The sequence below is a fragment of the Pseudomonas sp. MWU16-30316 genome (assembly GCF_020515645.1).
In the GTDB taxonomy this organism is placed as follows: domain Bacteria; phylum Pseudomonadota; class Gammaproteobacteria; order Pseudomonadales; family Pseudomonadaceae; genus Aquipseudomonas; species Aquipseudomonas cerasi.
Map to the genome: position 1 here is coordinate 150,071 of NZ_JAIZAZ010000002.1, position 24,515 is coordinate 174,585.

Genomic DNA, 24,515 nt, shown 5'->3' on the forward strand with positions numbered 1-24,515 from the left:
AGCGGTAGGGTCAGGCGAAGCTGTGTTCCTGGCTGCTTTTCTCGACCAGTTCCAGCGCCTCGTCGTTCTGCGCGCTGATGCGCTCGTAGAGCGGCGCATCGGTTTCGAGGATCTTTTCCCTGGCCGGGAAAATCTCTTCGAGCTTGGTCGCCCATTCCGTGCGGGTTTTCTCCGGGAAGCAGCGTTCGAGCAGCTCAAGCATGATCGACACGGTCACCGATGCACCCGGTGACGCACCGAGCAGGGCGGCCAATGAGCCGTCTTTTGCGGAGACCAGCTCGGTGCCGAATTGCAGCACGCCGCCTTTTTTCGCGTCTTTCTTGATGATCTGCACGCGCTGACCGGCGATTTCGAGACGCCAGTCTTCGGCTTTCGCTTCCGGATAGAAGCGGCGCAGCGATTCCAGGCGTTGCTCCATTGATTGCATCACTTCGCTGACCAGGTATTTGGTCAGGTCCATGTTGTCGCGCGCCACCGCCAGCATCGGTTTGATGTTGGCCACGCGGACCGAGAGCGGCAGGTCGAGGAACGAGCCGTGTTTCAGGAACTTGGTGGTGAAGCCGGCATACGGTCCGAACAGCAGGGATTTCTTGCCATCGACCACGCGGGTGTCCAGGTGCGGCACGGACATTGGCGGCGAACCCACGGCGGCCTGGCTGTAGACCTTGGCCTGGTGATGCTTGACCACTTCCGGGTTGTCGCAACGCAGCCACTGACCGCTGACCGGAAAGCCGCCAAAGCCCTTGCTTTCTTCGATGCCCGACAACTGCAACAGCGGCAACGCTGCGCCACCGGCACCGAGGAACACGAATTTGGCATCTATCTCACGCGTGCCGCCGCCATTCACGTCCTTGACGCTGACGGTCCAGCCAGCGCCGTTGCGGGTCAGGTCGGTCACCCGGCTGCGGTACTTGATCTGTGTGCCTGGAGCACTGGTCAGATGGCCGAGCAGTTGATTGGTCAGCGCGCCAAAGTTGACGTCAGTGCCGTTCATCATGCGTGTTGCGGCAATTTTTTCGTCCGCAGGCCGCCCTGGCATCATCAATGGCATCCATTCGGCCAGCTTTGCCTTGTCTTCGGTGTATTCCATCGACGAGAAGGCGTGATGCTTGCTCATGGCTTCAAAACGGGTCTTGAGGAACGAGATGCCTTTTTCGCCCTGCACGAAGCTCAGGTGCGGGACCGGGTTGATGAACGATCTGGCTGAACCAAAGGTGCCCTTGCGTGCCAGATAGGCCCAGAACTGTTTCGAGACTTCGAACTGGGTGTTGATGTGCACCGCTTTCTTGATGTCGATGGAGCCATCAGCCGCAGGCGGCGTGTAGTTCAGCTCGCACAGACCTGCGTGGCCGGTGCCGGCGTTGTTCCACGGGTTGGAACTCTCTGCAGCACCGGAATCCATCAGCTCAACGACTTCCAGCGTGATGCCGGGGTCGAGCTCTTTAAGCAATACCGCCAGAGTGGCACTCATGATGCCCGCTCCGACCAGTACTACATCGACTGCTTCTTTATGCGCCATTAACGCGTCTCCAAAATCTGCAGCACCAAATTGACGGCATACGATCCTGAGGCTGGTTGCCAGGTGTTCGTGGGCTGGATCAAATGTCTACCCTCGTGCGCCTTGCCAGGATCGCCTGACCGATTCTTCGCAATTTTTCGCATCCAAAGCGCAGGTCCCGGTCAGGTCCGGTCATGGTTCATCAATGCTTCATGAACGCATTTCCAGGCCTGCGAGGCCATTCGACCATCGTCAGGGAGCCCCTTGTGCAATTGGCTCCTGCCGATGGCGTCAGGCTCCGGTCATGGAGGCGCAGTCGCGGTCAGTCCTGTTCAAGAGAGTCGGTTCAGACGCTGATGGTGCATTTACAAACGCGTACCTATTCATTTGCTCGCCACACTCTTGTGAAGTAGTGAAACCCGTTTTTCACGTCCTTTTGGGAACGCGAACCAAACCTCGAAATGGCTGCGATGACAGCGCTGGCAGGTCAGGAGCATAAAGAGTGAGGCGCTGACGGGCGGGAAAGGTTCGATTCGATTCGAGCTTTCTTCACCTTTCATCGAGCACACTCGTGCGCAAATGACCTGTGTGGGCGGCTCTCTGTGGGCATTACGAAGGCGCTAATACGGCGATTAGCAGTGCTGCGAGGCCCGATCAGGAGACGTCCTTATAATCGGGGGGAGATTATAGCGATGAAATGGCAGGAATTGATCGCTTTAAATGACTTTTATTCGCTCTCCGGTCAGGCGGTGAGCAACTGGCCGCGCGTTGAGCGTTCGCTACGCTGCGTCACGCGTGCGCTGGCGGGCAGTGGTCGATTCAGCCAGCTGATCCGTTGCTCGGTCACTTCAACCCATTCCACGCCGGTCGGACGTTGCGCGCAGTGTTTGAATGCACGGCAGATGCCTGCCTGATCGATACGCGCGTAGTGGCGATGCTGGGGGCGTGCGGTGAACAGAGACCGGAACAGATTCATGGCGCAGCTCCTGTGACGTGAATGAGCGTCTGTGCGATGGAGGCGAGTCTGCCGCGTGGATGTGACGCCATGATTACACCGTGCCGGATGAATCTCGCCCTGCGTTGCTGCGTGAACCCCGATGCGTGTCGAATGTCCGAGGCTTAACGGTCAGTGGCCTCTGGTTAGCGGCTGTTACAGGCCGCTATACTGCGGCACATTCAGTGTCTGGCCCATGGAGAAATGAGCATGCTGCGTCGCATTTTGTTCGGTTTGCTTGCTGTAAGCAGTTTGACCCTGGTGGGTTGCGCCCACAGCCCACAACAACTCAGCCCCACGCCCAAGCTCAACGCGCAGCTGGCGCCGGTAGGGCGCGGGCAGCCTGTGGTGGTGCGTGTCGTCGACGGCCGTCCTGGCCCGACACTGGGCACGCGCGGCGGCATGTACCCGGAAACCAGTTCGATCAGCGTCAACGGTGCCGATATCGTTCCCAAGCTCCAGGCCCAGGCTGAAGCCGCCGTGCGCCTGTTGGGCTTTACGCCGACCCAGGGCGGCAGCGCTCCGCAGTTGACCGTGACCCTCGCTGACTTGAAGTACCAGTCGCCCAAGGAAGGTCTGTATGTGACTGAAGCCACCATCAGCTCGACGTTCCGCGCTGACGTGCGCAATAACGGTCGCACCTACAGTGGTCGTTACGCCGCATCGCTGGATCAGCGTTTCGGTATGGCGCCGAATCAGGAAACCAACACCAAGCTGGTGAGCGACGTGCTGAGCGACGCACTGACCCGCGTGTTCCAGGACCCGACCATCGGTTCGACCCTGTCGCAGTAAGCCTCTAACCATCGCGATAAAAAAAAGCCCGGCCCCTGTTGAGGGGGGCCGGGCTTTTTGCTGTTCCGGGTTTGGTATCAGGCTGCCTGCTGGTAAAAGTCCAGAAAACTCAACCCCGTGTCCTGATCCAGATCCGGCAGATCATAATGAACATGCCCGCCCAGTGCGCAGTAGACCAACCAGTGGCGGTCCTGAACATTGAAGGCCAGGCCATCGATCAACTCCTGCTGCTCATCGCTTGGGGCAATGAGATAAAGGCGATCCTGATTTTTTGCATGCAGCATGACAAGCTCCAAAGAGAGGGAAGTCCGTTTCTCGAGGAGCCACACAATGCAGGCGAAGTATGACGCTGGGGTGACAGCGGCAGAGAATTGTCATGCAGAATATTTCGGGGGCGCATGACCACGCGGAGCATGGGCATGACACGTGCTCTCCCGCATACCTATCGCTCCTCACGCTCCTCACGCTCCAGCATGGGAGTGCCTTGGGTGACGCTCTGCGTCACGGCGCGCTGAAGCGCTCAAGACCGGACGCAGAGCATCCAGAACGGCGTACCCACGCGGAGCATGGGCGCGATAGACGTTCCGACTCTTAAAGCGCCAGCCCTGCCTTGACGCGGTATTGGTTGCGCACCGGTGTCGCGTATTGCTGAATCATGTAAGGGCGGTGCTCGATCGGCGTGCCAGCCAGGCGACTTTCCCACTCCTCCCTGGCGCGTTCGAGTTCATCGGCCGGGAACAGTGCGTCAGCCTTCGGCACTTCCAGCGCCGGATCGGCATCGCTCCACTGCGCGTAAGCCAGGTAATGCACCGGGAACAGCCGATAGCCGCCGAGAATCTGCCGGTCCATCTCGATGGCCAGTTGCTTGGTGTCCTCGAAATACTCGGTGATCGGCGGTGCGAAGTTCACGTGGACACGGCCTTTATAGCCGGTGATGCCGAGGGCAATGCTCACGTCGTCTTCGCCCGGCGTCTTGGTGTAGACGCCGGTTGTCGCACGAATGTACAGCTCGCGGGCCTTGGCGCTGTCGCACGGATCATATTCGTAGCTGATCGACACCGGGATCAGGTTCAGCGAACGGATCACGTCGCCAAACGGCTCATCCTTGCGGCTCATGTGGAACATCTTGAGGATCGCCGACTCGGTACGGTCGTCACCGTCCTTGGCGCGGCCCTCGGCCTGAGCGATCCAGATCGACTGGCAGTCCTTGGTGATCGAGTGATTGATGTACGCCGACAGCAATTGATAAGCCGCCATTTTCTCGCGTCGCCCGATGATCGAGCGATGCACGATGAAGCTCTTGTTCAGGCGCATCAGGTCGCTGACGAATGGCTTTTGCAGCAGGTTGTCGCCAATCGCTATGCGCGGAGTGGGCAGGCCTGCGTGGTACACGGCGTAGTTGACGAACGCCGGGTCCATGACGATATCGCGATGGTTGGCCAAAAACAGGTAGGCGCAACCGGACTTCAGCTGTTCGACGCCGGTGTAGGTGACCCCGTCCGTGGCGCGTTCGATCGTGTGGTCGACGTAATATTCGACCTTGTCCTGCAGCGTGGCGACCGAGTCGATACCGGCAAACTCGCGGCGCAGCTTGCGCGCCAGGGTAGGCTGCAGCAGCCAGCCGAATGCGCCCGCGAGGCGGGGAAAGCGGAATCGGGTCAGAATGGCGAGAAAGGCTTTGTCGCTCAGCAGACGTGCCAAGACGGCGGGGACTTCTGCATCGTTGTAAGGTCGGATGGCATCAAATTCGCCCATCATGCTCTCTTGTTTGAATCGAATAGGGTAAAAAGAAGACGGATTTGTTAAAACTGCCTTCTGAAGAATGGGTCAATTATACGCATAACTGATCCCGGAGACCGTGATGCAGGAATTACAGAGTTACGACTGCCCTTATTGCGGCGAACCTGTCGAAGCCGTACTGGACCTTTCCGGTGGCGATCAACAGTACATTGAAGACTGTCCGGTCTGTTGCCGCCCGATCATTTTCGACCTGCAGACCGACGGCGAAGACTGGAATCTGGACGTTCGCAGCGAGAACGAGTGATGCAGAAGATCTACGAGCCCGAGAACCTGATGGAGGCCGAGTTGCTGCTGGCAATGCTCGCCAGTGAAGGCATCAAGGCGCATCTGGCCGGTCGCGATCTGCTCGGGGCGATGGGCGAGCTGCCGGGGCTGGGGCTGCTGGCACTCAAGGTCGAAGATGCGCAGGTCGCTCGCGCACGAGCGTTGATCACTGCGTACAATAGTGCCTCGCCTCTGTCTGGCGATGAGCCGGACGACTTCCCCGATGTACTGGTGTGCTGAGCACCTTAAAAGAGTCTGATTAGCCCCCATGTGTGGACGCTACGCCCTGTTTCGCTGGACCCCTGCCTTTGCCGCCTTGCCCGGTTTTCCTGCCGATCAGCAGGCGCAATGGAATATTTCGCCAGCCGACTGGGTGTTGATCATGCGCGCCGCCGAAAACGCTGACGGTATCGAGCTGGTGCGCGCGCGCTGGGGCCTGACGCCGGCCTGGCTCACCGACCTGTCGAAAACGCCCGCCCATGCCCGCGCCGAAACCGTGGCCGAGCAGCCGATGTTTCGCGATGCCTTCACCCATCGCCGCTGTCTGCTCCCCGCCAACGGCTTTTACGAGTGGCGCGGCACGGTGCGCAAGCGTCCGTTCTGGCTGACGCCGGGGGAGGGCGCCGCGCTGTTTTTCGCCGCGATCTGGGAAGCCTATCCGGTGCAGGGGCATACGTACCTGAGCGTCGCGGTGGTCACCCAGGCGGCTGCGACCCAGCGTCGGCCATTGATTCTGGATGCCAAGGGCCAGAAAGACTGGCTGGCCGCCGACACGCCGCTGCCGACGTTGCAAGCGTTGCTGGCTGCCCCGCAGACGGCGCTGCGCGAACGGCCTTTGGCCAATCTGGTCAACGATCCCAAGCTGAATGCGCCCGAGTGCCTCACGCCATTAAGCTAGGCGGGGACGGCAAAAAACACCGAATCGGACAAATCCGATATCCGCGTTGAAGTACATCTGATACAAACTGGACACACCTGCGGGAACCATCCACCCCTGTCAAAGACCAAGATGCCAGTTGGCCGGTATCTGGCGCAGAGGTCTGCCCCGGGACTGACCGTTTTACACACAAGGAGATACACCATGCGTCCTTCATTTGCCTTCTGTGCCTTGAGCGCTGCGTTGCTGCTCGGCGGGTGTCAGGCAGTCAATACCACGAGTGGCGACTCGGTCGGTGTGGAGCGCAAACAGTACATGTTCAGCATGCTCTCCACGGATGAAGTCAACAAAATGTACGCCCAGTCCTACCAGCAGACCGTTGGCGAGGCGACCAGCAAAGGTGTGCTGGACACCACCAGCGCCAATGCCAAGCGGGTTCATGCAATCGCCAATAGACTGATTGCCCAGGCGCCCAAATTGCGGCCTGATTCGGCGCAGTGGCAGTGGGAAGTCAACCTGATCAAGAGCGACGAGCTGAACGCCAATTGTGGTCCTGGCGGCAAGATTTTCGTTTACACCGGTCTGATTGATACCCTCAAGCTGACCGACGATGAAATCGCTGCGGTCATGGGCCACGAGATCGCCCATGCCCTGCGCGAGCATGGGCGTGAAGCGATGTCCAAGGCATACGGCGTTTCAATGGCCAAGCAGGGCGCAGGTGCCTTGCTGGGATTGGGACAGGACAGCCTGGCGTTGGCAGATACCGTGGTCAACTACAGCCTGACACTGCCCAACAGCCGCAGTAACGAGAACGAAGCCGATCTGCTCGGTCTGGAGCTGGCCGCACGTGCCGGTTACAACCCGAATGCGGCGATCACCCTGTGGCAGAAGATGACCCAGAACTCCGGTGGTTCGCAGCCTGAGTTCATGAGCACTCACCCGGCCTCGGAAAGTCGCATCGCTTCGTTGCAGGCTGCGATTCCGAAAGTCATGCCGCTGTATCAGGCTGCCCCCAAATCCTGAGTGAACGAGTCGTCCGTAGCGTTGCGAGTGTCTTTGCAACGCTACGGGCCAGCATTACACCCAGCCGCTGACTTGCATTGCCTTGTAAACCGCCACCAGCGCCAGCACGAAGAACGCGCAGGCAGCCAGTCGGCGGATCAGGGTCAGTGGCAGTTTCTCGGCGGCGAAATTGCCCGCCAGTACCACCGGCACGTTGGCCAGCAGCATGCCCACCGTGGTGCCCAGAATGACCAGCCACAGATAGGAATACTGCGCCGCCAGCATCACCGTGGCGATCTGCGTCTTGTCACCGATTTCAGCGATGAAGAACGTAATCAGCGTGGTCATGAACGGGCCGAACTTGCGTGCCGTGCTGGCTTCGTCATCGTCCATCTTGTCCGGAACCAGTGTCCACAGCGCCGTGGCGGTAAAGCTGGCGGCGAGTATCCAGTGCAGCACTGCGTCTGACAGATAACTGCTGAACCACGCACCTACAGCGCCGGCTGCTGCATGGTTGGCCAGCGTTGCGGCAACGATGCCTGCGATGATCGGCCAGGGCTTGCGAAAGCGCGCAGCGAGAATGAGCGCGAGCAACTGCGTCTTGTCACCGATTTCGGCGAGTGCGACCACTGCGGTAGGGATTAAGAATGATTCCAGCATCAGGTTTCCTAAGGGGCGGGCCGACACGGCTATGACACGTACGACCTCCCCGCCCCGGGTAAGGTGTTCGTGTCATAGGTCTTGTCAAACCACCGATCCGTCTGAGCGGATTCCGGGTCGCACGTACCATGGTCTGAGGACCAAGTATGTTGATACGTGCCGGACGAGCATGGCGCTCGTGGGAGACTACTCCCCTAGGACGGAGCGGATTCTGCCTCCGCGAAAACGTTTCGGCAAGTGCTTATTTCAGGGGCGTTTGGCGCTGTAGATTTTGAAACCGTTGCCTTGCGCCCTGACTTCGCACTGCCCGACGTGCTCTTCGATCAACGGCTGATAACGCAGGAAATTATTCGCCACCAAGCGCAGTTCGCCGCCTGATTTAAGATGTTGGCGGGCTTTTCTCAGCAGGTTTTCCGTTGCCATGTAATCGGTATGAACGCCGACATGGAACGGCGGGTTGCTCAGAATCGTGTTCAACCCCATCGGTGCTGCGTCGATGCCGTCACCGGTCAGCACTTGGGCTTGCAGGCCATTGGCGGCCAGGGTCAGGCGCGAGCTGGCGGTGGCGAAGGCATCGACATCGAGCATGATGACTTCGTTGTGCGGGTAACGACGCTTGATCGCCGCCCCCAGCACTCCGGCGCCACAACCGAAGTCGAGCAGGTTGCCGCTGGGCAGCTTGTCGATGTTTTCCAGCAACAGGGCTGAACCACGGTCGAGGCGGCCATGGCTGAACACGCCGGGCAGGCTGACGACGGTAAGCGGGCCGTCCTGCAATTCGATCTGGTAGGGCTTGGCGAGGCTTTCCAGGCTGACGGCTTGCGGTGCGTGCTCGACCGTCACCTGCCACAGCTGGCAGTGGCGGGCGCTGTCCAGCTTGCGTGCGCGACCGAACGGGCTCAGTTGCTTGGCAGCCGCTTCGATACCGCCACGTTTCTCGCCGACCAGAAACAGCTCGCGCCCGGCCAGTCGCGAGGCCAGCGCATTGAGCAGGTAGTCGGTCAGGTCACGTGCCTTGGGCAGGAACAGCACGGCGGCTTCAAAAGCAGTCTGTGGCGCTTCGACGCCGAAATCCACGCGCCCTTCAAAACGTGCGTCCAGCGCCGCCTGATCACCGGCGTGCCAGCACCATCCACGGGCATCCGGCAGTTTTCCGAGCAGGTCATCGGCGGGCAGCCCGACCAACAACAGCGAGCCCTGAAACAGCTCGGCCTGACGGAGTAACACTTCGCTGCGCGGGTCCATGGAATGGCTCCTGAAAAAGCGCGCAGTCTAACAGGATATGGGCCAGCAGGATGCGGAGCGTCCAGAACGGCATGCGACGCAGAGCGTCGCACGATAGTTGCGATGATCGTTCCCCAGGCTCCAGCGTCGCACGATAGTTAGAGCAAGCCCTGCGTCGCATCAATGCGGGCACCTGTTGCGGACACACCAGACAGCGTAATCTGCCGGGTCAGACGTCAATCCTCCAGGAGGTCCCACATGTACTGGGCAGAGTTTCTTACCGTTGCGCTGATTCACTTGCTGGCGGTTGCCAGTCCCGGCCCGGATTTCGCGGTGGTGGTGCGTGAAAGCGTGACTCATGGGCGCAAGGCCGGGACCTGGGCGGCGTTGGGCGTCGGCTCGGCGATCTTTCTGCATGTGGGCTATTCGCTGCTGGGGATCGGGATTATCGTTTCCCAGTCCATCGTGCTGTTCAACGCGCTGAAATGGGCAGCCGCTGCCTATCTGCTGTACATCGGCATCAAGGCGTTGCGCGCCAAACCGGCCTCTGCGACGGGCGATGCCGCCATCAAGGCCACTCCCGGCGAGCGCACGGCGCGCGGTGCCTACATCAGCGGTTTCGTCACCAATGGCCTGAACCCCAAGGCGACGCTGTTCTTCCTCTCGCTGTTCACCGTGGTGATCAATCCGCATACGCCATTGCTGGTGCAGGGCGGTTACGGCGTGTATCTCGCGGTGGCGACGGCGGCGTGGTTCTGTCTGGTGGCGCGACTGTTCAGCCAGGCCCGAGTACGCGCAGGATTCGCGCGCATGGGGCACTGGTTCGATCGGGCCATGGGCGGCGTGCTGATCGCGCTGGGCATCAAGCTGGCGCTGACCGAGGTCCGCTGAAACCTGAATTCAGGACGCCTAACACCGAGCATATGCAGCAACCCGGACGCCCCTTGCAGACAGCACGGGGCGTCTCGCCAAATCATCCCTTTTACTGATTTCACTGGCAGCCCGAGGCCCTAGAGTCCATATTTCCAGCCACGCCTGTGGACTTTGAAAAGGGCTTCATATGTTACAGACTCGCGTTCTTCCGCCCGCCGATGGCGCTTATCAGTGCCCTCTGTTGATCAAGCGCCTGCTGCTGTCCGGCAGTCGTTATGAAAAGACGCGCGAAATCATCTACCGTGATTCGGTCCGCTACACCTACGCCACCCTCAACGAACGCATCTGCCGCCTGGCCAACGTACTGACCGCGGCGGGCGTGAAAGCCGGCGACACCGTGGCGGTGATGGACTGGGACAGCCACCGCTACCTGGAGTGCATGTTCGCCATCCCAATGATTGGCGCGGTCATCCACACCGTCAATGTGCGGCTTTCTCCCGAGCAGATCGCCTACACCATCAATCACGCCGATGACCGTCTGGTGCTGGTGAACAGCGAGTTCACCGGGCTGTATCAGGCGATGTCCGAACATCTGAATACGGTCGAAAAGACCCTGCTGCTGACCGATTTGCCAGACAAGACCGCCGAGCTGCCCAACCTCGTGGGCGAGTACGAGACCCTGCTGGCGGCGGCCAGCCCCGAATACGTGTTCGAGGATTTCGACGAAAACTCGGTCGCCACCACGTTTTACACCACCGGCACCACCGGCAACCCCAAGGGGGTGTATTTCACCCACCGCCAACTGGTGCTGCACACCATGGGCGTGGCGACCATCATGGGCTGTATCGACAGCACCCGGCTGCTCGGCACCGATGACGTCTACATGCCGATCACGCCGATGTTTCACGTGCACGCCTGGGGCATTCCCTATGCCGCAACCATGCTTGGTCTGAAGCAGGTGTACCCCGGCCGCTACGATCCAGAGTTGCTGGTAGAGCTCTGGCGCAGGGAGAAAGTCACCTTCTCTCATTGCGTGCCGACCATCCTGCAAATGCTCCTGAACGCCAAGTCTGCCCAGGATGTCGATTTCCGCGGCTGGAAGATCATCATTGGCGGCAGCTCCCTGACCCGCAGCCTGTATCAGGCCGCCAAATCCAAGGGTATCCAGCTCACTGCCGCGTACGGCATGTCCGAAACCGGACCGCTCATATCCGTAGCGCACATCAACGAGGAGTTGAAAGCGGGCAGTGAAGACGAGCGCATCACCTACCGGATCAAGGCCGGCGTGCCGGGGATGCTGGTGGAGGCCGCCATCATCGATCAACAGGGCAACTTCCTCCCGGCCGACGGCGAAACCCAAGGCGAGCTGGTTTTGCGTGCGCCCTGGCTGACCGGAAGCTACTTTCGCGAGCCCGAAAAAGGCGCCGAGTTGTGGGCGGGCGGCTGGTTGCACACCGGCGATGTAGCGACGCTGGACGGCATGGGCTTCATCGACATTCGCGACCGTATCAAGGACGTGATCAAGACCGGTGGCGAATGGGTTTCCTCGCTGGAACTCGAAGACTTGTGCAGTCGCCACCCGGCAGTGCGCGAAGTGGCGGTGGTCGGCATCGCCGATCCGCAATGGGGAGAGCGGCCGTTTGCCTTGCTGGTGATTCGTGATGGCCACCAGCTCGATGCCAAGGGTTTGAAGGAACACCTCAAGCCGTTTGTCGAGCAAGGTCATATCAATAAGTGGGCCATTCCCAGCCAGATCGCGCTTGTTACCGAAATTCCCAAGACCAGCGTCGGCAAGCTGGACAAGAAACGCATGCGCCTGGACATCGTGGAGTGGCAAAGCAGCAACAGTGCCTTTCTGTCGACCCTCTGACACCTCGGGCGTGCCGTATCCGTCGGCGACGGCACGTGTCTGCGCTGCAGGTCCTGCTCTGTGACTTGCCAAATTTGCAAATTACGCCATCCTCCCCGCCACATGTTTTTTGGCGGCCTCCCGGAAACGGGCGGTCCAGAGGCGTTGGTCGTGCAAATCACACTTTAGAGGGATCTAGCGTCAGAGTGTGCTGGCTATAGTCAGCACCGGGAATGGCAAGAGCGGACCTGGCGTGTGTGTTGATTCGATGACTGATTCGTTTCTGGATTTCCCCACCGCCATAACAATAAAACACAAGGAGTAGCGTCGATGACAAGCACATCCCCCTTCTGGCGTCGGGCCAGGCTGCCTCTGGCTGTCAGCCTTGCCTCATCGCTCGCCAGCCCGGCCTTTGCCGTGACCTTCAACGTTGGCGAGATCGAAGGCAGTTTTGACTCCTCGCTGTCGGTGGGCGCGAGCTGGTCGACGGCCAATCCCAACAAGAACCTGATCGGCGCCAACAACGGTGGGCGTGGTCTGTCGCAGACGTCCGATGACGGTCACTTGAACTTCAAGCGTGGGGAGACGTTTTCGAAGATCTTCAAGGGCATTCATGATCTGGAATTGAAATACGGCGACACCGGCGTTTTCCTGCGCGGCAAATACTGGTACGACTTCGAACTCAAGGATGAAAACCGCGAGTTCAAGGACATCAGCGACTCGGGCCGCAAGGAGGGCGCCAAGTCGTCCGGGTTCCAGCTGCTCGACGCCTTCGTCTATCACAACTATTCGATTGCCGATCAGCCCGGCGCGGTGCGCTTCGGCAAGCAGGTCATCAGTTGGGGTGAAAGTACCTTCATTCAGGGCGGCATCAACAGCGTCAACCCGATCGATGTCTCGGCGTTCCGGCGGCCCGGTTCGGAAATCAAGGAAGGCCTGATTCCGGTCAACATGTTCTACCTGTCCCAGAGCCTGACCGACAACCTGTCTGCCGAAGGTTTCTACCAGCTGGAATGGGATCAGACGGTCGTCGACAACTGCGGCACCTTCTTCTCGCAACCCGATGTGATTGCCGATGGCTGCAACAACAACCTGGCGGTCTTGCGCAGCCGCAGCGGCCTGAACAGCTCGCTGACGGCGGCCGGTTTGCCAGCCGGCGCGCGCGGTGCGGTGTTCAATTCGCTGTCGCAGCAGGGCGTGGTGTTCGGCAACCCGGATGAGGGCGCGGTGGTGCGTCGAGGCCCTGACCGCGATGCGCGCGACAGCGGCCAGTTCGGTTTCGCCTTGCGTTACAACTTCGAACCGCTGGATACCGAGTTCGGCGCGTACATGATGAATTACCACAGCCGTGCACCGATTTTCAGCGGGCGCGGCGGCTCGGCCGCTTCGTTCAGTCCGCAAGGGCTGGTCGGTTCGCTGGTTCGCAACGGCATTCCTGCCAGCACGGCCGCCGCGCTGGCCCCCAGCCTGCTGCCGGTGGTGGTGGCGGGCAACTCCAGTTACTACGTTGAGTACCCCGAAGACATTCGCCTGTACGGCCTGAGCTTCTCGACCACGCTGCCCACCGGCACGGCGTGGAGCGGTGAGATCAGCTACCGCCCCAACGCACCGATTCAGGTCAACACCACCGACATCCTCTATTCGGGCATTTCACCGCTCAACCCCAACGTGTCGCTGCTCAGCGGTCAGCCGAATACGGATCAAGCCGGTTATCGCCGCAAAGAAATCACCCAGATGCAGACCACATTTACCCAGTTCTTCGATCAGGTCATGGGCGCAGAGCGTCTGACGGTGGTCGGTGAAGTGGGTTGGACGCACGTGGGCGGGCTCGAAAGCACCTCCAAAATCCGTTACGGACGCGATCCGGTGTATGGCCCTGGGCCGCTGCCTGGCGGTCAATGCGCAACGCTGAACGCCGGCACGCTGACCGGTGCCGAGCAGAACAACCTGACCCGCTATTGCGAAGACGACGGCTTTACCACTGCCAACTCCTGGGGCTACCGCGCCCGCGCCATCTGGGATTACAACAGCGTGTTTGCCGGGGTCAACCTCAAGCCGAGCGTGGCCTGGTCGCATGACGTCAAAGGCTACTCACCCGGCCCTGGCGGCAACTTCGAAGAAGGGCGCAAGGCCGTCAGCCTGGGGCTCGATGCCGAGTACCAGAACACCTACACCGCGAACCTTTCCTACACCAACTTCTTTGATGGCAAGTACACCACGGTCGATGACCGGGACTTCGTGGCGCTCAGCTTCGGCATGAACTTCTAAGAACATGGTTTTCAGGATGACGATGAACATGAAAATAACAAAAAGTCTGTTGCAAGCCGGGGTTCTGGGTCTGTCGCTGCTGGCGACAGGGGTGATGGCTGCGGTATCCGAGTCCGAAGCGGCAAAGCTGGGCACCTCGCTGACGCCGATGGGCGCGGAAAAGGCCGGTAATGCGGCCAACACCATTTCGGCCTGGAGCCCGATGCCGAAAAACGCCGGGGCGGTGGACAGTAAGGGTTTCCTTGCCAACCCGTATGCCAGTGAAAAACCGCTGTTCATTATCACTGCGGCCAATGTCGAGCAGTACAAGGACAAGCTGGCGCCGGGCCAATACGCGATGTTCAAGCGTTACCCGGACAGCTACCGGATTCCGGTGTACCCGACCCATCGCGGTGCCACCGTGCCGGATGACGTGTTCGCCGCGATCAAAAAGAATGCCACCACCACCAAGCTGGTCGGCGGCGGCAGTGGTCTGGAAAACTTCGACACGGCCATCCCGTTCCCGATCCCGGCCAGCGGTGTCGAGGTCATCTGGAACCACATCACCCGCTACCGGGGCGGCAGCGTCAAGCGTCTGGTCACCCAGGCCACGCCACAGCCCAACGGCTCCTACAGCCTGGTGTATTTCTCCGATCAGTTCGTGTTTCGCGACAAGATGAGGGATTTCGACCCGAAAAATCCGGGCAACGTGCTGTTCTACTTCAAGCAGGAAGTCACCGCCCCGGCGCGTCTGGCCGGTGGCGTGCTGCTGGTGCATGAAACCCTCGATCAGGTGAAGGAGCCGCGTTCGGCCTGGCTGTACAACGCCGGTCAACGCCGCGTCCGGCGTGCGCCGCAGGTGTCCTATGACGGGCCGGGCACCGCGTCCGACGGGCTGCGCACCTCCGACAACCTCGACATGTACAACGGCGCGCCGGATCGCTATGACTGGAAACTGATCGGCAAGCAGGAAATGTACATCGCCGCCAACAGCCACAAGCTGGACGATCCGACGCTCAAGTACGCCGACATCATCAAGGCCGGCCATATCAACCAGGACCTGACCCGTTACGAACTGCGCCGCGTCTGGCACGTGACCGCTACCCTCAAGGAAGGGCAGCGTCATATCTATGCCAAGCGTGACTTCTTCATCGATGAGGACACCTGGCAGGCTGCCGTCATCGATCATTACGACGGGCGTGGTCAGTTGTGGCGCGTGGCCGAGGCACACTCGGAAAACTACTACGACAAGCAAGTGCCGTGGTACGCGGTAGAAACACTGTACGACCTGCAATCGGGTCGCTACGTGGCGCTGGGCATGAAGAACGAAGAGAAGAAAGCCTACGAGTTCGGCTTCACGGCCGGCATCAGCGACTTCACCCCCAACGCGCTGCGTCAGGAAGGGGTTCGTTGATACCTGATCGATACACGCTGTAGCGCAGCGCCTGCCTTGTGCGCCTGAAAAGCCCCTTGACCGGGGCTTTTTCAGTTGTGGAAAGCGGCCTTATAAGCTGTAGGAATTTTGTTACAGTCTTTTCGGTGATGGCCTTTCAAAAGTAGCGATTTACCCGCTAGTCTCCGAACACCGCGATGCCGAAACAACGATTCCTACACGAGCCGGCCATGACTGATCTGTCCCGAATGCAAGGGTTTGCAGACGGCGCGATTCCTGCGTTGGAAGGACGATTTTTCCGTCCACCTCTGCCTGAGGGTTATGTCCCCCGTGCGCGCCTGTGTCAGCGTCTCGATGCGGGGCTTGGCGGCCGACTGCTGCTGATCTGCGCCCCGGCCGGGTTCGGCAAGAGCTCGCTGGCTGTCGAGTTCTGTCAGGGGTTGCCGGACAACTGGCAAAACGTATGGCTGGGTCTGAGCGCGCGGGACAGCGACCCGGGCCGTTTTCTTGAGCGTTTGCTGGCCAGCCTTCAACAGTTCTTCCCGCAACTGGGCGTGCAGGCGATGAGCCTGCTGAAGATGCGCCAGCGCCACCAGCCGTTTGCCTTCGAGGAGTGGCTCGACGGCCTGCTCGACGAATTGGCCATGCACCTGATACTGAGCAAGCCGCTGCTGCTGGTGCTCGATGACTATCATCTGGCCCAGGGACCGGTACTCGATCGCTGCCTGCAGTTCCTTCTCAATCATCTGCCGGCCGGGCTGGTGGTGATGGTGACCAGCCGACAGCGCCCGGACTGGCATCTGGCACGCTTGCGTCTGACGCGGCAGTTGCTGGAAATCAACGAACAGGACCTGCGCCTCACGCACGCCGAATCCATGGCAGTGCTGGAGCGGCACTGCGGGTCGCTCGACAGCGAGGCGTTGCAAAGCCTGATTCAGCGCAGCGAAGGCTGGGTCGCCGGGCTACGCTTCTGGTTGCTGGCGGCATCCGAAGCCGGCGACGAAAGCGCCTTGCCCCAGGCGCTGCGTGGCAGTGAGGTGCTGATTCGCGAGTACCTGCTTGAAGAAGTGATCGACTGCCTGCCTGCCGATGTTCAGGCGTTTCTCTACGATACCGCCTGCCTGGAACGCTTTTGCGCCGAGCTGTGCGACGCCGCGCGGGACAGCCATGACAGTGTTGAGATGCTGGGTTATCTGCAGGCGCATCAGGTTTTTCTGGTGCCGCTGGACGAGCAGGGCCATTGGTTTCGCTATCACCATCTGTTTTCCGATCTGTTGCGCGCGCGTCAGGCGGCCGGTGCACCACCGACCCGTCTGCACCTCAATGCCTGCCGCTGGTTCAGCGCTCAGGGCCAACTGGACGAAGCGGTCGAGCAGGCGTTACGCGCCGGGCATCTGGATGTGGCGGCCAATCTGGTGCAGAACCTCTCGGAAGAGCAACTGCTGGCCGAACAGAACGTCGGCATGCTGCTGCGCTGGAAGATGGATTTGCCGGATGACCTGCTGACCAGCACGCCACGCCTGATCGTGCTCTACGCCTGGGCGCTGGGGCTGGCCTGCCAGCTGGATGCCGCCGAAGAACTGGCCAATCAACTGAGCCGGTTTCTGCCGGCGCCCTCGGCAACCGCTCAGAAATCCATGCTCGCCCAGTGGCTGGCGCTCAGCGGCATCATCGCCCGTGGCCGTGGAGACAGCGAAAAGACTCAGCGCTATTGCACCGAAGCCCTGCTGAGCCTGCCGGAAAAACGCTATGGGCAGCGGCTGGTGTGCCTGTCGACACTGGCCAACCTCGCAGTTGCCAACGGTGATCTGTGGCGCGCCCGCGTGTTGAATCGTGATGCGCTGGAGCTGGCTCAGCGGGTCGCCAATCCGTTGTTCGAGGCGCTGGCGCATTACGACCGCGCCCGAGTCCTGCAGGCACGGGGCGAGATTCTGCGCGCGCTCGAGGAAGTACGGCAGGGGCAGCAACGCCTCAAGGGCTTGTCCACCGTTCGGCTGTACGCGGTCCGCGCGCGTCTGACGCTGTATGAAGGCTACTTGCTGACCCTGCGTCTGAAGGTGGACGAGGGGCGGGCGTTATTGCTGGCCGGGCTGGCCGAGGCGCGCGCCTGCCGCGACATCAGCGTGCTGATCGGTCATTGCGTGATCGCCACCATGGAAGGCTGCGCCGGCCGCTTTGCCGAAGCCTTCGCCGAACTTGCCGAGGCCGAACGTCTGATGCACATCTGGGACGTGCCGCCGATCTACTACCTGGCGATGATTACCCTGGTCAAATGCGAGCTGTGGCTGTTGCAGGGGCGCATGGACCTTGCCGAAGCGTGGCTGCTGCGCCTGACGCAAACCTACAACGGCGGTCTCGGCGCTGCGGCCCCTGAATGCCATCCACAATTGCCGCAACACATCGAGTTGCAGCGTGCCGTACTCGAACGACTACAGGGTGACGGCGTTGCCTGCGAGCAGCGCTTGCGGGCGCTTGAGCTGCGCGCTCAGGAGGTGGGGGCGAAACTGCTGGGACTGATCGCCATGACCCAGCAGATCGGCCTGCTGCTGAGCCAGGCGCGACGCGATGAGGCGCGGGAATTGTTGCTGCGCAGCCTGCCCGCAGCGTCCGGCGGCGCACTGATACCGTTCAAGGCGCTGATTGCCGAGCACCCCCAGTGGCTGCATGAGCAACTGCTGCAACTGCCACCCTGTCGGGTTCGAGCTGCGCTGCTGGAAAAACTCCCGGTCTGTTGCACGCCGTTGCACGAGCCGGCACATGGCGGCGATTGCCTCAGCGTGCGTGAACTGGGAGTGCTGCAACTGATTGCACAGGGCTGTTCCAATCAGGAGATCAGCGAGCAGCTGTTCATCTCTCTGCACACCGTCAAGACCCACGCCAGTCATATCAACAGCAAACTGGGGGTCGAGCGTCGTACTCAAGCGGTGGCGAGGGCCAAGACGCTGGGCTTGCTGGGTTGACAGCGGTGGCGTTCACCGGGCCGCTCAGGCCGGGCTGCCCGCCCACAGCGTATCGACTTCTTCCAGCCCCCAGTCGGTGGGTTTTTCGATTCTGACGATCCCGTCCGGGTCGGAAGGGCAAGTCAGGTCGATGACTTGCGCGGCGAACGTCTTGCCGGTGCGCGCCGACATGAACACCTTCACTTTCGGTTTCAGCAGCGATGCCTGACCTTGTTCGACCACCACGCCGAGGCGCCCGCTCTCCAGGCGTACCAGTGTGCCGATCGGGTAAATACCCACGGTCTTGACGAAGCTTTGAAACACCACATCGTCAAAATGCCCTTTCCACGAGGCCATTTCGCGAATCGAATGGGCAACGCCCCAGCCCTTTTTGTAAGGGCGGTCGGAAGTAATCGCGTCATACACATCGCAGACCGCGCCCATGCGCGCGAAGATGCTGATCTGGTCGCCTTTCAGGCCATGCGGGTAGCCCGACCCGTCGACCTTTTCGTGGTGATGCAGGCAGACGTCAATCACCGACGCTGCCACGGGCTGCGTCTCCATGAGGATCTTCACACCCAGCTCGGGGTGGGCCTTCATGATCTCGAATTCGTCGCGGGTCAGGCGGCCCGGTTTGTTGAGCACCGCCGGGGCGATCATCATTTTGCCGACATCGTGCATCAGCCCGGCCACACCGGCCTCACGGACCTGATCGTCAGGCATGCCCATGCGTTTGGCCAGCGCAACCATCAACGCGCAGACCGCCACCGAGTGCATGTAGGTGTATTCGTCGGATGTCTTCAGGCGTGACAGGCTGATCAGCGCGTGCGGATGGCGCAGGATCGAGTTGGAGATTTCTTCCACCAGCAATTGCACATTGCCGACATCCATGGCCCGGCCCATGCGCGCTTCGGTAAACATGGACATGACCGCATCTCTGGCCCGTCCACAGATCACCCTGGCGCGTAGAACTTCCTTTTCGAGACTGGTCGGAGTCGTATCGTCGCTGGCCGATGGCGCTGTCGAGGCGGCCGAGGGCTCGGGTGCCAGTACACGGCTTTTGCCGGTTTCGATCCAGACTTCCTGGGTGCCCGATTGCTGGATGCGCCTGAGCACTTCAATGTCATCGAGCATGACTTCGACCAGGCCTATCCAGAATGGATCATTGGTCCAGCGGCGGCAGATTTTGTGGATGTACATGCCCAGGGCAAGCTCAGCCACAGGTATTTTCTTCAGCATGCTCAGCCACCCGCGTGCATAGGCATGCCAGGCGGCGGGTAAGCGCGACGAGCATACGATGGGCTGCTGGCGGGTATCAGCAGGATGCAGGCGCTATGGACCGACATGACTTCACCTCATTGACTGCAAGGATCATCCTGATCTCACAATGCCAGTATACGGAGGTGTCGCAAAAAATCATGCCTATTTGGTGCATTCCGGTGGGTTCATTCTGCAAGTCCGCCAGTCAGCCGGCAAAGCCTTCATGACACTGGCGTTTCGCTCGGCAGGTGATGATAGCGACGGGCGAAGTACACCAATGCGTCTGCGCCGCTCTGATGCCTGATATCCACGACTTCGCAGAACAGGATGTCATGCGTGCCGACGCTGATCGACTGGCTCACCTTGCAGTCGAGCGCCAGTTTCGCACCGTCCAGGATCGGCGCGCCGGTCACTCCGGGTTCCCACTGGCCGCAGGCAAAGCGTTCCTGCTGTGAGCTCTTGCCGCCGAACAGGTTGGACAAGTCCTGCTGACCGTTGCCCAGCGTATTGACGCACAACGTGCCGTTCTCCATGAAAGCGTCATACACCGATGCACTGCGGTTGATGCAGACCAGCAGCGTCGGCGGTTGATCCGTCACGCTGCACACGGCGGTCGCGGTAAAGCCGGCACGTCCGCCAGGGCCATCGGTGGTGATGACGTTGACGGCGGCGGCCAGGCTGGACATCGCCTCGCGAAACGCCAGCTGGCTGACAGCAGCGATAGGCAGAATGGTGGGAGCTGCAGAGGAAGTAGTCATGAAATGAGTCCTTTCAGGGTTGTGTGCCGAGAAAATCGAACAAGGCGCGTTGGAAGGGCTGTGGATCGGTAATGTTCGAGGCATGGCCGCCATAGTCCAGCAGCGCCAGCGTTGCATTCGGCAGCGCGTTGGCCAGGTGCCGGGATTGCTGCCAGGGCACCAGCATGTCGTCGCGGTTGGCAATCAACAGGGTCGGGGTGTGGATGCGTGCAAGATTGGCCTCCACGTCGAAGGTTTCAAGGGCATGGATACGCCGCAGCAGGTTGTCGGTGTCGGGAAAATGCGCCAGCGCGTGGGCTTCGTCATCGGCCAGCCGCAGGCCGTTGGCGGCGATCCAGTCCGCCGGGTAGAGGAACAGCGCCTGAGCCTGTACGTAGGCCTCAGGTCCGCTGTTCAACAGCAGTTTCTTGCGCACTGAAAAGCAGCGCGCGCTGTGCGGGTTCGGGCTGCTCCAGGCATTGATCAGTACCAGACTTTGCAACAGTTCCGGACGCAGCAGGACGAGTTCCAGACCCACCAGGCCGCCCAGCGCATGGCCCATGAAATGGCAACGCTGGATACCGAGTGAATCGAGCAGGGCCAGCAACTCGATAGCCATGTGCCGGATCGAATAATCCGCCGGCAGCACCGCAGGGCTGCGTCCGGTTCCGGCATGGTCGTAGACGAGCACGCGGTAATCGCGGGTCAGCAGTGCCAGGTCATCCGCCCAGTAGCGACCGGACCCGCCCAGCCCGGAGCTGAGCACCAGGGTCGGTGCATCGGCATGCTGGCAGGCATGAAACTCATGGAACATGGGTTTTCTCCGGGTGGGCGTCAACTGCCCACAGTCGCGATTCAGCCGATGTGGGCGATGCTGGCGATTTCGATCAGCGCCTCGGGTTTGACCAGGCCGCACTGGATGCAGTAACGGGCCGGTTTCTCGCCCGCGAAATACTCGGCATACACTTCGTTGACTTTGGCGTAGTCGGCCCAGTCACGAATCATGATCATGTTGAACGTGACATCGTCCATCGTCCCGCCCGCGGTCTCGACCACGGTTTTGATGGCTTCCAGCACGTGACGGGTCTGCGCGGTGGCGTCGCCGACGTGTACCACGTTGTTGTCCTTGTCGAACGGCAGCGTGCCCGAGACATAGAGCACGCCGTCGGCCATGGAGCCCGGTACGAACGGCGCGATGGGTTTGCTGGTGCCGGCAGGGATGATCGCTTTTTTGGTCATACTGATATCCTCACGAAGGTTGCCCGACAGGGCTGAAAGTGGTGCAGAAGTCATCGACGCTGGAAACCCAGCCAAAAAAGGTTTCGATGTTGAACAGCGCGGCTTGCTGAGCGAATTCGGGGCCTGCCTGATGGGTCGCGTCAGCCAGCACCACGCCGAAATACTCCAGATGAAAACCGTCGCGCAGGGTCGACTCGACGCAGACATTGGTGGCGATGCCGGTAAACACCAGATTGCGAATGCCGCGGCTGCGCAGCACGCTGTCGAAGCTGGAATTGAAGAAGCCGCTGTAGCGGATTTTCGGCACCACGATGTCGCCAGGCTGTGGCGTCAGCTCGTCGACCAACTGGTAGTCCCAACCACCCTTGGCCAGCAGTTGCCCTTCGAGTTCAGGGCGCTTGCGCATGGTTTTCAGGGCGTTGGACTTGTGCCAGTTAGGTGAGCCGGGGCCACCGGCCTCGACATAGGCCGGGTCCCAGCCATTCTGGAAAAAGATCACCGGAATGCCTGCCGCACGTGCGGCGGCACAGGCCTTGTTGATATTGGCGATGACCGGCCCGGTGCTGCTGACATCGAACCCGGCCAGGTCCAGATACCCGCCGAGCGATGCGTAGGCGTTCTGCATGTCGACCACTACCAGCGCGGTTTCGCCGGGTTTCATGCACAGCGGTTCGGGACGGGCGGGTAGCTCGCGGGCGGGCTGCACGTCCGGCAGGTCAACGCCTGCGACGGTTACCGAGGTCGTCATCAGACCACCTCCTTGAGTTGCGCAATGTGCTTGCGACTGGTCATCAGCGGCTGGATTTTCTCGCCGAAGTCTTCGACCCCTTTGACGAAATCATCGAACGTCAGCATCACGCCTTGGGTCCCCGGCACACTGGCGACTTCGTCGAGCATTCTTGCCACTGTGGCCCACGACCCCACCAGCGTGCCCATGTTGATGTTGACCGCTGAGGTCGGGTCGGCCATCTGCCGCAGATTGGAACCGGCACTTTTATCCGCCGAACCTTTCTCGCTCAGCCAGGCGATCGCTTCTTCATCGGCACCGTCCTTGATGTGCTCCCAGCGAGCCCGTGCAGCTTCGTCGGTATCGTCGGCGATGATCATGAACAGCACACAGGAAGTGACGTTGCGGCCGGTCTTTTCATTGGCTTCGATCAGTTTCTGTGCGGTTGGCGCAAAAGCCGTGGGGGTGTTGACGCCTTTGCCGAAGCAGAAGTTGTAGTCAGCGTATTGCGCCGAGAACGCCATGCCCGCTTCACTTTGACCGGCGCAGATCAGCTTCATGTCGGCCTGAGGGCGAGGGCTGACGCGGCAGTCCTGCATGCTGAAATGTTCGCCCTTGAAGTCGCTGCTGCCGGTGGCCCACAGGTCGCGCAGAACCTGAGCGTATTCGGCCAGGTATTCATAGCGTGTGTGGAAGAACTCGTCGCCCGGCCACAGGCCCATCTGCTCGTATTCCGGCTTCTGCCAGCCGGTGACGAGGTTGATCCCGAAGCGGCCATTGGAGATCGAATCGATGGTCGAGGCCATGCGCGCGGCAATGGCGGGCGGGATGGTCAGGGTGGCAACCGTGGCGAACAGCTGGATCCGGCTGGTCACTGCGGCCAGGCCGGCCATCAGCGTGAACGACTCCAGGTTGTGTTCCCAGAACTGCGTCTTGCCGCCGAAGCCACGCAATTTGATCATCGACAGCGCGAAGTCGAAGCCGTAGCCCTCGGCCTTCTGCACGATCTGTTTGTTCAGCTCGAAGGTCGGCATGTACTGCGGAGCATTGCTGGAAATCAGCCAGCCGTTATTGCCGATGGGGATGAAGATACCAATGTCCATATGAGGCCTCTCTGCGTGGGTCGATGCGTGCCAAGGCGCGACTGGCGGCACTTGAATCGTCTTTCAATCGTCTCTTGATCACCTTCTGCATTAAGCGGGCCAGAAAATTTTGTTGTTTTTATTCAAAGGCTTGAAAGTTTTCATGGTTTATTTCAGACCATTTGGTCCGAATCAGAGCACTTGGTTTGTGCAGGGCGCACGCAGATGGGGCAGGGCTGACGGCGCAGGCAATCCGTATCGACAAAACAGCTGCGCCCGTTAAGATGCCCGCTCATTTCGGCATCACTGGATGGATGTGCGTGAACAAGAAACCTCCCCTGGCGGACCCGGCGAACAAGCGCGTACGCAAGGTCAAGCCGGAGACCGTGGTCAAGACGACCCGCGAACCCAGTGCGACATCCCTGAAGCGGCGCATGCGCCTGATGGAAGGCAAGCGCACGCTGATTCTCGATGCGGCGCTGGAGATATTTTCCCGCTATGGCGTGCACGGCAGCAGCCTGGATCAGGTCGCGAGCCTGGCGGACGTCTCCAAGACCAACCTGCTGTATTACTTCAGCAGCAAGGACGACCTGTACCTGAACGTGCTGCGCCAGTTGCTCGAGGTATGGCTGAGCCCGCTGGTGCACTTCACCGCCGACAAGGAGCCGGTGCAGGCGATCAGCGCCTACATCAAGGCCAAGCTGGAGATGTCCCGCGATCATCCGGCCGAATCACGGCTGTTCTGCATGGAAGTGATGCAGGGCGCACCGCTGATTCAGGGCGAGTTGCAGCACCCGTTGCGTGACACGGTGCAGGCCAAGGTGGCGGTGATTCAGCACTGGATCGACAGCGGCCAGTTGGCCTCCATCAACCCGCATCACCTGATTTTCACTCTGTGGGCGACCACTCAGCATTACGCCGACTTCCGCACTCAGGTCGAGGCCGTGACCGGCAAGACACTGGATGATCCGGCGTTTTTCGAAGAAGTGCTGGCGAGCCTGCGCAGCATGGTTCTGGACGGGATCCTGCCGCGCAAGGTGTGAACGGGGGGCGCCGGC

Annotated in this window: 23 protein-coding genes and 1 riboswitch; of the genes, 11 read left to right on the top strand and 12 right to left on the bottom strand. The window is 60.6% G+C overall.

What is annotated here, in order from left to right; all coding sequences use genetic code 11:
* Positions 1-10: 10 nt before the first annotated feature.
* Positions 11-1,519: a malate dehydrogenase (quinone) gene (gene mqo / locus LCH65_RS07435; RefSeq protein ID WP_046719915.1), complete on the bottom strand. Its 1,509-nt coding sequence runs from the start codon at positions 1,517-1,519 to the stop codon at positions 11-13.
* Between the two features lie 721 nt (positions 1,520-2,240).
* Positions 2,241-2,474, bottom strand: coding sequence for a hypothetical protein (locus tag LCH65_RS07440; protein WP_003365562.1), 234 nt, complete (start codon positions 2,472-2,474; stop codon positions 2,241-2,243).
* Between the two features lie 228 nt (positions 2,475-2,702).
* On the opposite strand from LCH65_RS07440, the gene LCH65_RS07445 reads away from it, so the two are divergent.
* Complete coding sequence (locus tag LCH65_RS07445) at positions 2,703-3,284, top strand: YajG family lipoprotein (RefSeq protein WP_003365560.1); 582 nt, start codon at positions 2,703-2,705, stop codon at positions 3,282-3,284.
* Between the two features lie 77 nt (positions 3,285-3,361).
* On the opposite strand, the gene LCH65_RS07450 is transcribed toward LCH65_RS07445, so the two are convergent.
* Complete coding sequence (locus tag LCH65_RS07450) at positions 3,362-3,568, bottom strand: hypothetical protein (protein ID WP_046719914.1); 207 nt, start codon at positions 3,566-3,568, stop codon at positions 3,362-3,364.
* Between the two features lie 307 nt (positions 3,569-3,875).
* Positions 3,876-5,039 (bottom strand): 1-acyl-sn-glycerol-3-phosphate acyltransferase, encoded by a 1,164-nt coding sequence (locus tag LCH65_RS07455; RefSeq protein ID WP_032609513.1) that lies wholly within the window; start codon positions 5,037-5,039, stop codon positions 3,876-3,878.
* A gap of 106 nt (positions 5,040-5,145) precedes the next feature.
* Between LCH65_RS07455 and LCH65_RS07460 the strand changes: the two genes are divergently transcribed.
* The 4 genes from LCH65_RS07460 to LCH65_RS07475 all read left to right on the top strand — a co-directional run bounded on the left by LCH65_RS07460 (position 5,146) and on the right by LCH65_RS07475 (position 7,248).
* A complete protein-coding gene (locus LCH65_RS07460) occupies positions 5,146-5,328 on the top strand; it encodes a CPXCG motif-containing cysteine-rich protein (RefSeq protein WP_002552181.1) in 183 nt (60 codons plus the stop codon).
* Complete coding sequence (locus LCH65_RS07465; protein ID WP_003365554.1) at positions 5,328-5,588, top strand: DUF2007 domain-containing protein; 261 nt, start codon at positions 5,328-5,330, stop codon at positions 5,586-5,588. Before LCH65_RS07460 ends, LCH65_RS07465 begins: the two co-directional genes overlap by 1 nt.
* A 28-nt stretch (positions 5,589-5,616) precedes the next feature.
* Complete coding sequence (locus LCH65_RS07470; protein WP_003365552.1) at positions 5,617-6,246, top strand: SOS response-associated peptidase; 630 nt, start codon at positions 5,617-5,619, stop codon at positions 6,244-6,246.
* Positions 6,247-6,429: 183 nt separating this feature from the next.
* On the top strand, positions 6,430-7,248 hold the full coding sequence (locus LCH65_RS07475) for a M48 family metallopeptidase (RefSeq protein WP_003365550.1): 819 nt from the start codon (positions 6,430-6,432) through the stop codon (positions 7,246-7,248).
* A 54-nt stretch (positions 7,249-7,302) separates the two neighbouring features.
* On the opposite strand, the gene LCH65_RS07480 is transcribed toward LCH65_RS07475, so the two are convergent.
* Positions 7,303-7,887 (bottom strand): TMEM165/GDT1 family protein, encoded by a 585-nt coding sequence (locus LCH65_RS07480; protein ID WP_003365548.1) that lies wholly within the window; start codon positions 7,885-7,887, stop codon positions 7,303-7,305.
* Positions 7,888-7,900: 13 nt separating this feature from the next.
* Positions 7,901-8,094, bottom strand: a riboswitch (yybP-ykoY riboswitch).
* A 39-nt stretch (positions 8,095-8,133) separates the two neighbouring features.
* Complete coding sequence (locus LCH65_RS07485; RefSeq protein ID WP_054080647.1) at positions 8,134-9,132, bottom strand: class I SAM-dependent methyltransferase; 999 nt, start codon at positions 9,130-9,132, stop codon at positions 8,134-8,136.
* A 237-nt stretch (positions 9,133-9,369) separates the two neighbouring features.
* On the opposite strand from LCH65_RS07485, the gene LCH65_RS07490 reads away from it, so the two are divergent.
* The 5 genes from LCH65_RS07490 (at position 9,370) to LCH65_RS07510 (ending at position 18,433) form a co-directional block, all read left to right on the top strand.
* Positions 9,370-10,002 (top strand): LysE family transporter, encoded by a 633-nt coding sequence (locus LCH65_RS07490; protein ID WP_054080648.1) that lies wholly within the window; start codon positions 9,370-9,372, stop codon positions 10,000-10,002.
* 169 nt (positions 10,003-10,171) lie between these two features.
* Positions 10,172-11,854 carry a fatty acid--CoA ligase gene (locus LCH65_RS07495; RefSeq protein WP_003433695.1) on the top strand — a complete coding sequence of 561 codons (1,683 nt, stop codon included), beginning with the start codon at positions 10,172-10,174 and terminating at the stop codon, positions 11,852-11,854.
* Between the two features lie 309 nt (positions 11,855-12,163).
* Entirely contained in the window at positions 12,164-14,101 is a 1,938-nt protein-coding gene (locus LCH65_RS07500) for a DUF1302 domain-containing protein (RefSeq protein WP_003365537.1), read from the top strand.
* Positions 14,102-14,129: 28 nt separating this feature from the next.
* On the top strand, positions 14,130-15,494 hold the full coding sequence (locus LCH65_RS07505; protein ID WP_226439278.1) for a DUF1329 domain-containing protein: 1,365 nt from the start codon (positions 14,130-14,132) through the stop codon (positions 15,492-15,494).
* A 209-nt stretch (positions 15,495-15,703) separates the two neighbouring features.
* The gene (locus LCH65_RS07510; RefSeq protein WP_175550565.1) at positions 15,704-18,433 is read left to right on the top strand and encodes a LuxR C-terminal-related transcriptional regulator; all 2,730 of its coding nucleotides are present in this window, start codon (positions 15,704-15,706) and stop codon (positions 18,431-18,433) included.
* Positions 18,434-18,457: 24 nt separating this feature from the next.
* Here the strand turns inward: LCH65_RS07510 and LCH65_RS07515 are convergent, their stop codons facing one another.
* From LCH65_RS07515 to rutA, 6 genes are all read right to left on the bottom strand, one after another.
* Complete coding sequence (locus LCH65_RS07515; protein WP_003433690.1) at positions 18,458-19,651, bottom strand: HD-GYP domain-containing protein; 1,194 nt, start codon at positions 19,649-19,651, stop codon at positions 18,458-18,460.
* Positions 19,652-19,893: 242 nt separating this feature from the next.
* A complete protein-coding gene (gene rutF / locus LCH65_RS07520; protein ID WP_058397484.1) occupies positions 19,894-20,430 on the bottom strand; it encodes an NADH-dependent FMN reductase RutF in 537 nt (178 codons plus the stop codon).
* A 13-nt stretch (positions 20,431-20,443) separates the two neighbouring features.
* A complete protein-coding gene (rutD, locus tag LCH65_RS07525; RefSeq protein ID WP_058397483.1) occupies positions 20,444-21,223 on the bottom strand; it encodes a pyrimidine utilization protein D in 780 nt (259 codons plus the stop codon).
* Positions 21,224-21,264: 41 nt separating this feature from the next.
* Complete coding sequence (rutC, locus tag LCH65_RS07530; protein ID WP_003365523.1) at positions 21,265-21,648, bottom strand: pyrimidine utilization protein C; 384 nt, start codon at positions 21,646-21,648, stop codon at positions 21,265-21,267.
* A 10-nt stretch (positions 21,649-21,658) separates the two neighbouring features.
* Positions 21,659-22,396: a pyrimidine utilization protein B gene (gene rutB / locus LCH65_RS07535; RefSeq protein WP_151342608.1), complete on the bottom strand. Its 738-nt coding sequence runs from the start codon at positions 22,394-22,396 to the stop codon at positions 21,659-21,661.
* Entirely contained in the window at positions 22,396-23,478 is a 1,083-nt protein-coding gene (rutA, locus tag LCH65_RS07540) for a pyrimidine utilization protein A (protein WP_003433682.1), read from the bottom strand. The genes rutB and rutA overlap by 1 nt, the downstream gene beginning before the upstream one ends.
* A gap of 293 nt (positions 23,479-23,771) precedes the next feature.
* Here rutA and rutR point away from each other — a divergent pair, with 293 nt between their 5' ends.
* Positions 23,772-24,500 (top strand): pyrimidine utilization regulatory protein R, encoded by a 729-nt coding sequence (gene rutR, locus LCH65_RS07545; RefSeq protein WP_024661845.1) that lies wholly within the window; start codon positions 23,772-23,774, stop codon positions 24,498-24,500.
* Positions 24,501-24,515: the final 15 nt, after the last annotated feature.

Coding starts and splice junctions, on each gene's coding strand:
- LCH65_RS07480 (WP_003365548.1), bottom strand. CDS start 7,887: ATGCTGGAATCATTCTTAATCCCTACCGCAGTGGTCGCACTCGCCGAA.
- LCH65_RS07490 (WP_054080648.1), top strand. CDS start 9,370: ATGTACTGGGCAGAGTTTCTTACCGTTGCGCTGATTCACTTGCTGGCG.
- rutC (WP_003365523.1), bottom strand. CDS start 21,648: ATGACCAAAAAAGCGATCATCCCTGCCGGCACCAGCAAACCCATCGCG.
- rutR (WP_024661845.1), top strand. CDS start 23,772: ATGTGCGTGAACAAGAAACCTCCCCTGGCGGACCCGGCGAACAAGCGC.
- LCH65_RS07515 (WP_003433690.1), bottom strand. CDS start 19,651: ATGCTGAAGAAAATACCTGTGGCTGAGCTTGCCCTGGGCATGTACATC.
- rutD (WP_058397483.1), bottom strand. CDS start 21,223: ATGTTCCATGAGTTTCATGCCTGCCAGCATGCCGATGCACCGACCCTG.
- LCH65_RS07510 (WP_175550565.1), top strand. CDS start 15,704: ATGACTGATCTGTCCCGAATGCAAGGGTTTGCAGACGGCGCGATTCCT.
- LCH65_RS07500 (WP_003365537.1), top strand. CDS start 12,164: ATGACAAGCACATCCCCCTTCTGGCGTCGGGCCAGGCTGCCTCTGGCT.
- LCH65_RS07465 (WP_003365554.1), top strand. CDS start 5,328: ATGCAGAAGATCTACGAGCCCGAGAACCTGATGGAGGCCGAGTTGCTG.
- LCH65_RS07475 (WP_003365550.1), top strand. CDS start 6,430: ATGCGTCCTTCATTTGCCTTCTGTGCCTTGAGCGCTGCGTTGCTGCTC.
- rutA (WP_003433682.1), bottom strand. CDS start 23,478: ATGGACATTGGTATCTTCATCCCCATCGGCAATAACGGCTGGCTGATT.
- LCH65_RS07440 (WP_003365562.1), bottom strand. CDS start 2,474: ATGAATCTGTTCCGGTCTCTGTTCACCGCACGCCCCCAGCATCGCCAC.
- rutF (WP_058397484.1), bottom strand. CDS start 20,430: ATGACTACTTCCTCTGCAGCTCCCACCATTCTGCCTATCGCTGCTGTC.
- LCH65_RS07445 (WP_003365560.1), top strand. CDS start 2,703: ATGCTGCGTCGCATTTTGTTCGGTTTGCTTGCTGTAAGCAGTTTGACC.
- LCH65_RS07450 (WP_046719914.1), bottom strand. CDS start 3,568: ATGCTGCATGCAAAAAATCAGGATCGCCTTTATCTCATTGCCCCAAGC.
- LCH65_RS07505 (WP_226439278.1), top strand. CDS start 14,130: ATGAAAATAACAAAAAGTCTGTTGCAAGCCGGGGTTCTGGGTCTGTCG.
- LCH65_RS07460 (WP_002552181.1), top strand. CDS start 5,146: ATGCAGGAATTACAGAGTTACGACTGCCCTTATTGCGGCGAACCTGTC.
- LCH65_RS07470 (WP_003365552.1), top strand. CDS start 5,617: ATGTGTGGACGCTACGCCCTGTTTCGCTGGACCCCTGCCTTTGCCGCC.
- mqo (WP_046719915.1), bottom strand. CDS start 1,519: ATGGCGCATAAAGAAGCAGTCGATGTAGTACTGGTCGGAGCGGGCATC.
- LCH65_RS07455 (WP_032609513.1), bottom strand. CDS start 5,039: ATGGGCGAATTTGATGCCATCCGACCTTACAACGATGCAGAAGTCCCC.
- rutB (WP_151342608.1), bottom strand. CDS start 22,396: ATGACGACCTCGGTAACCGTCGCAGGCGTTGACCTGCCGGACGTGCAG.
- LCH65_RS07495 (WP_003433695.1), top strand. CDS start 10,172: ATGTTACAGACTCGCGTTCTTCCGCCCGCCGATGGCGCTTATCAGTGC.
- LCH65_RS07485 (WP_054080647.1), bottom strand. CDS start 9,132: ATGGACCCGCGCAGCGAAGTGTTACTCCGTCAGGCCGAGCTGTTTCAG.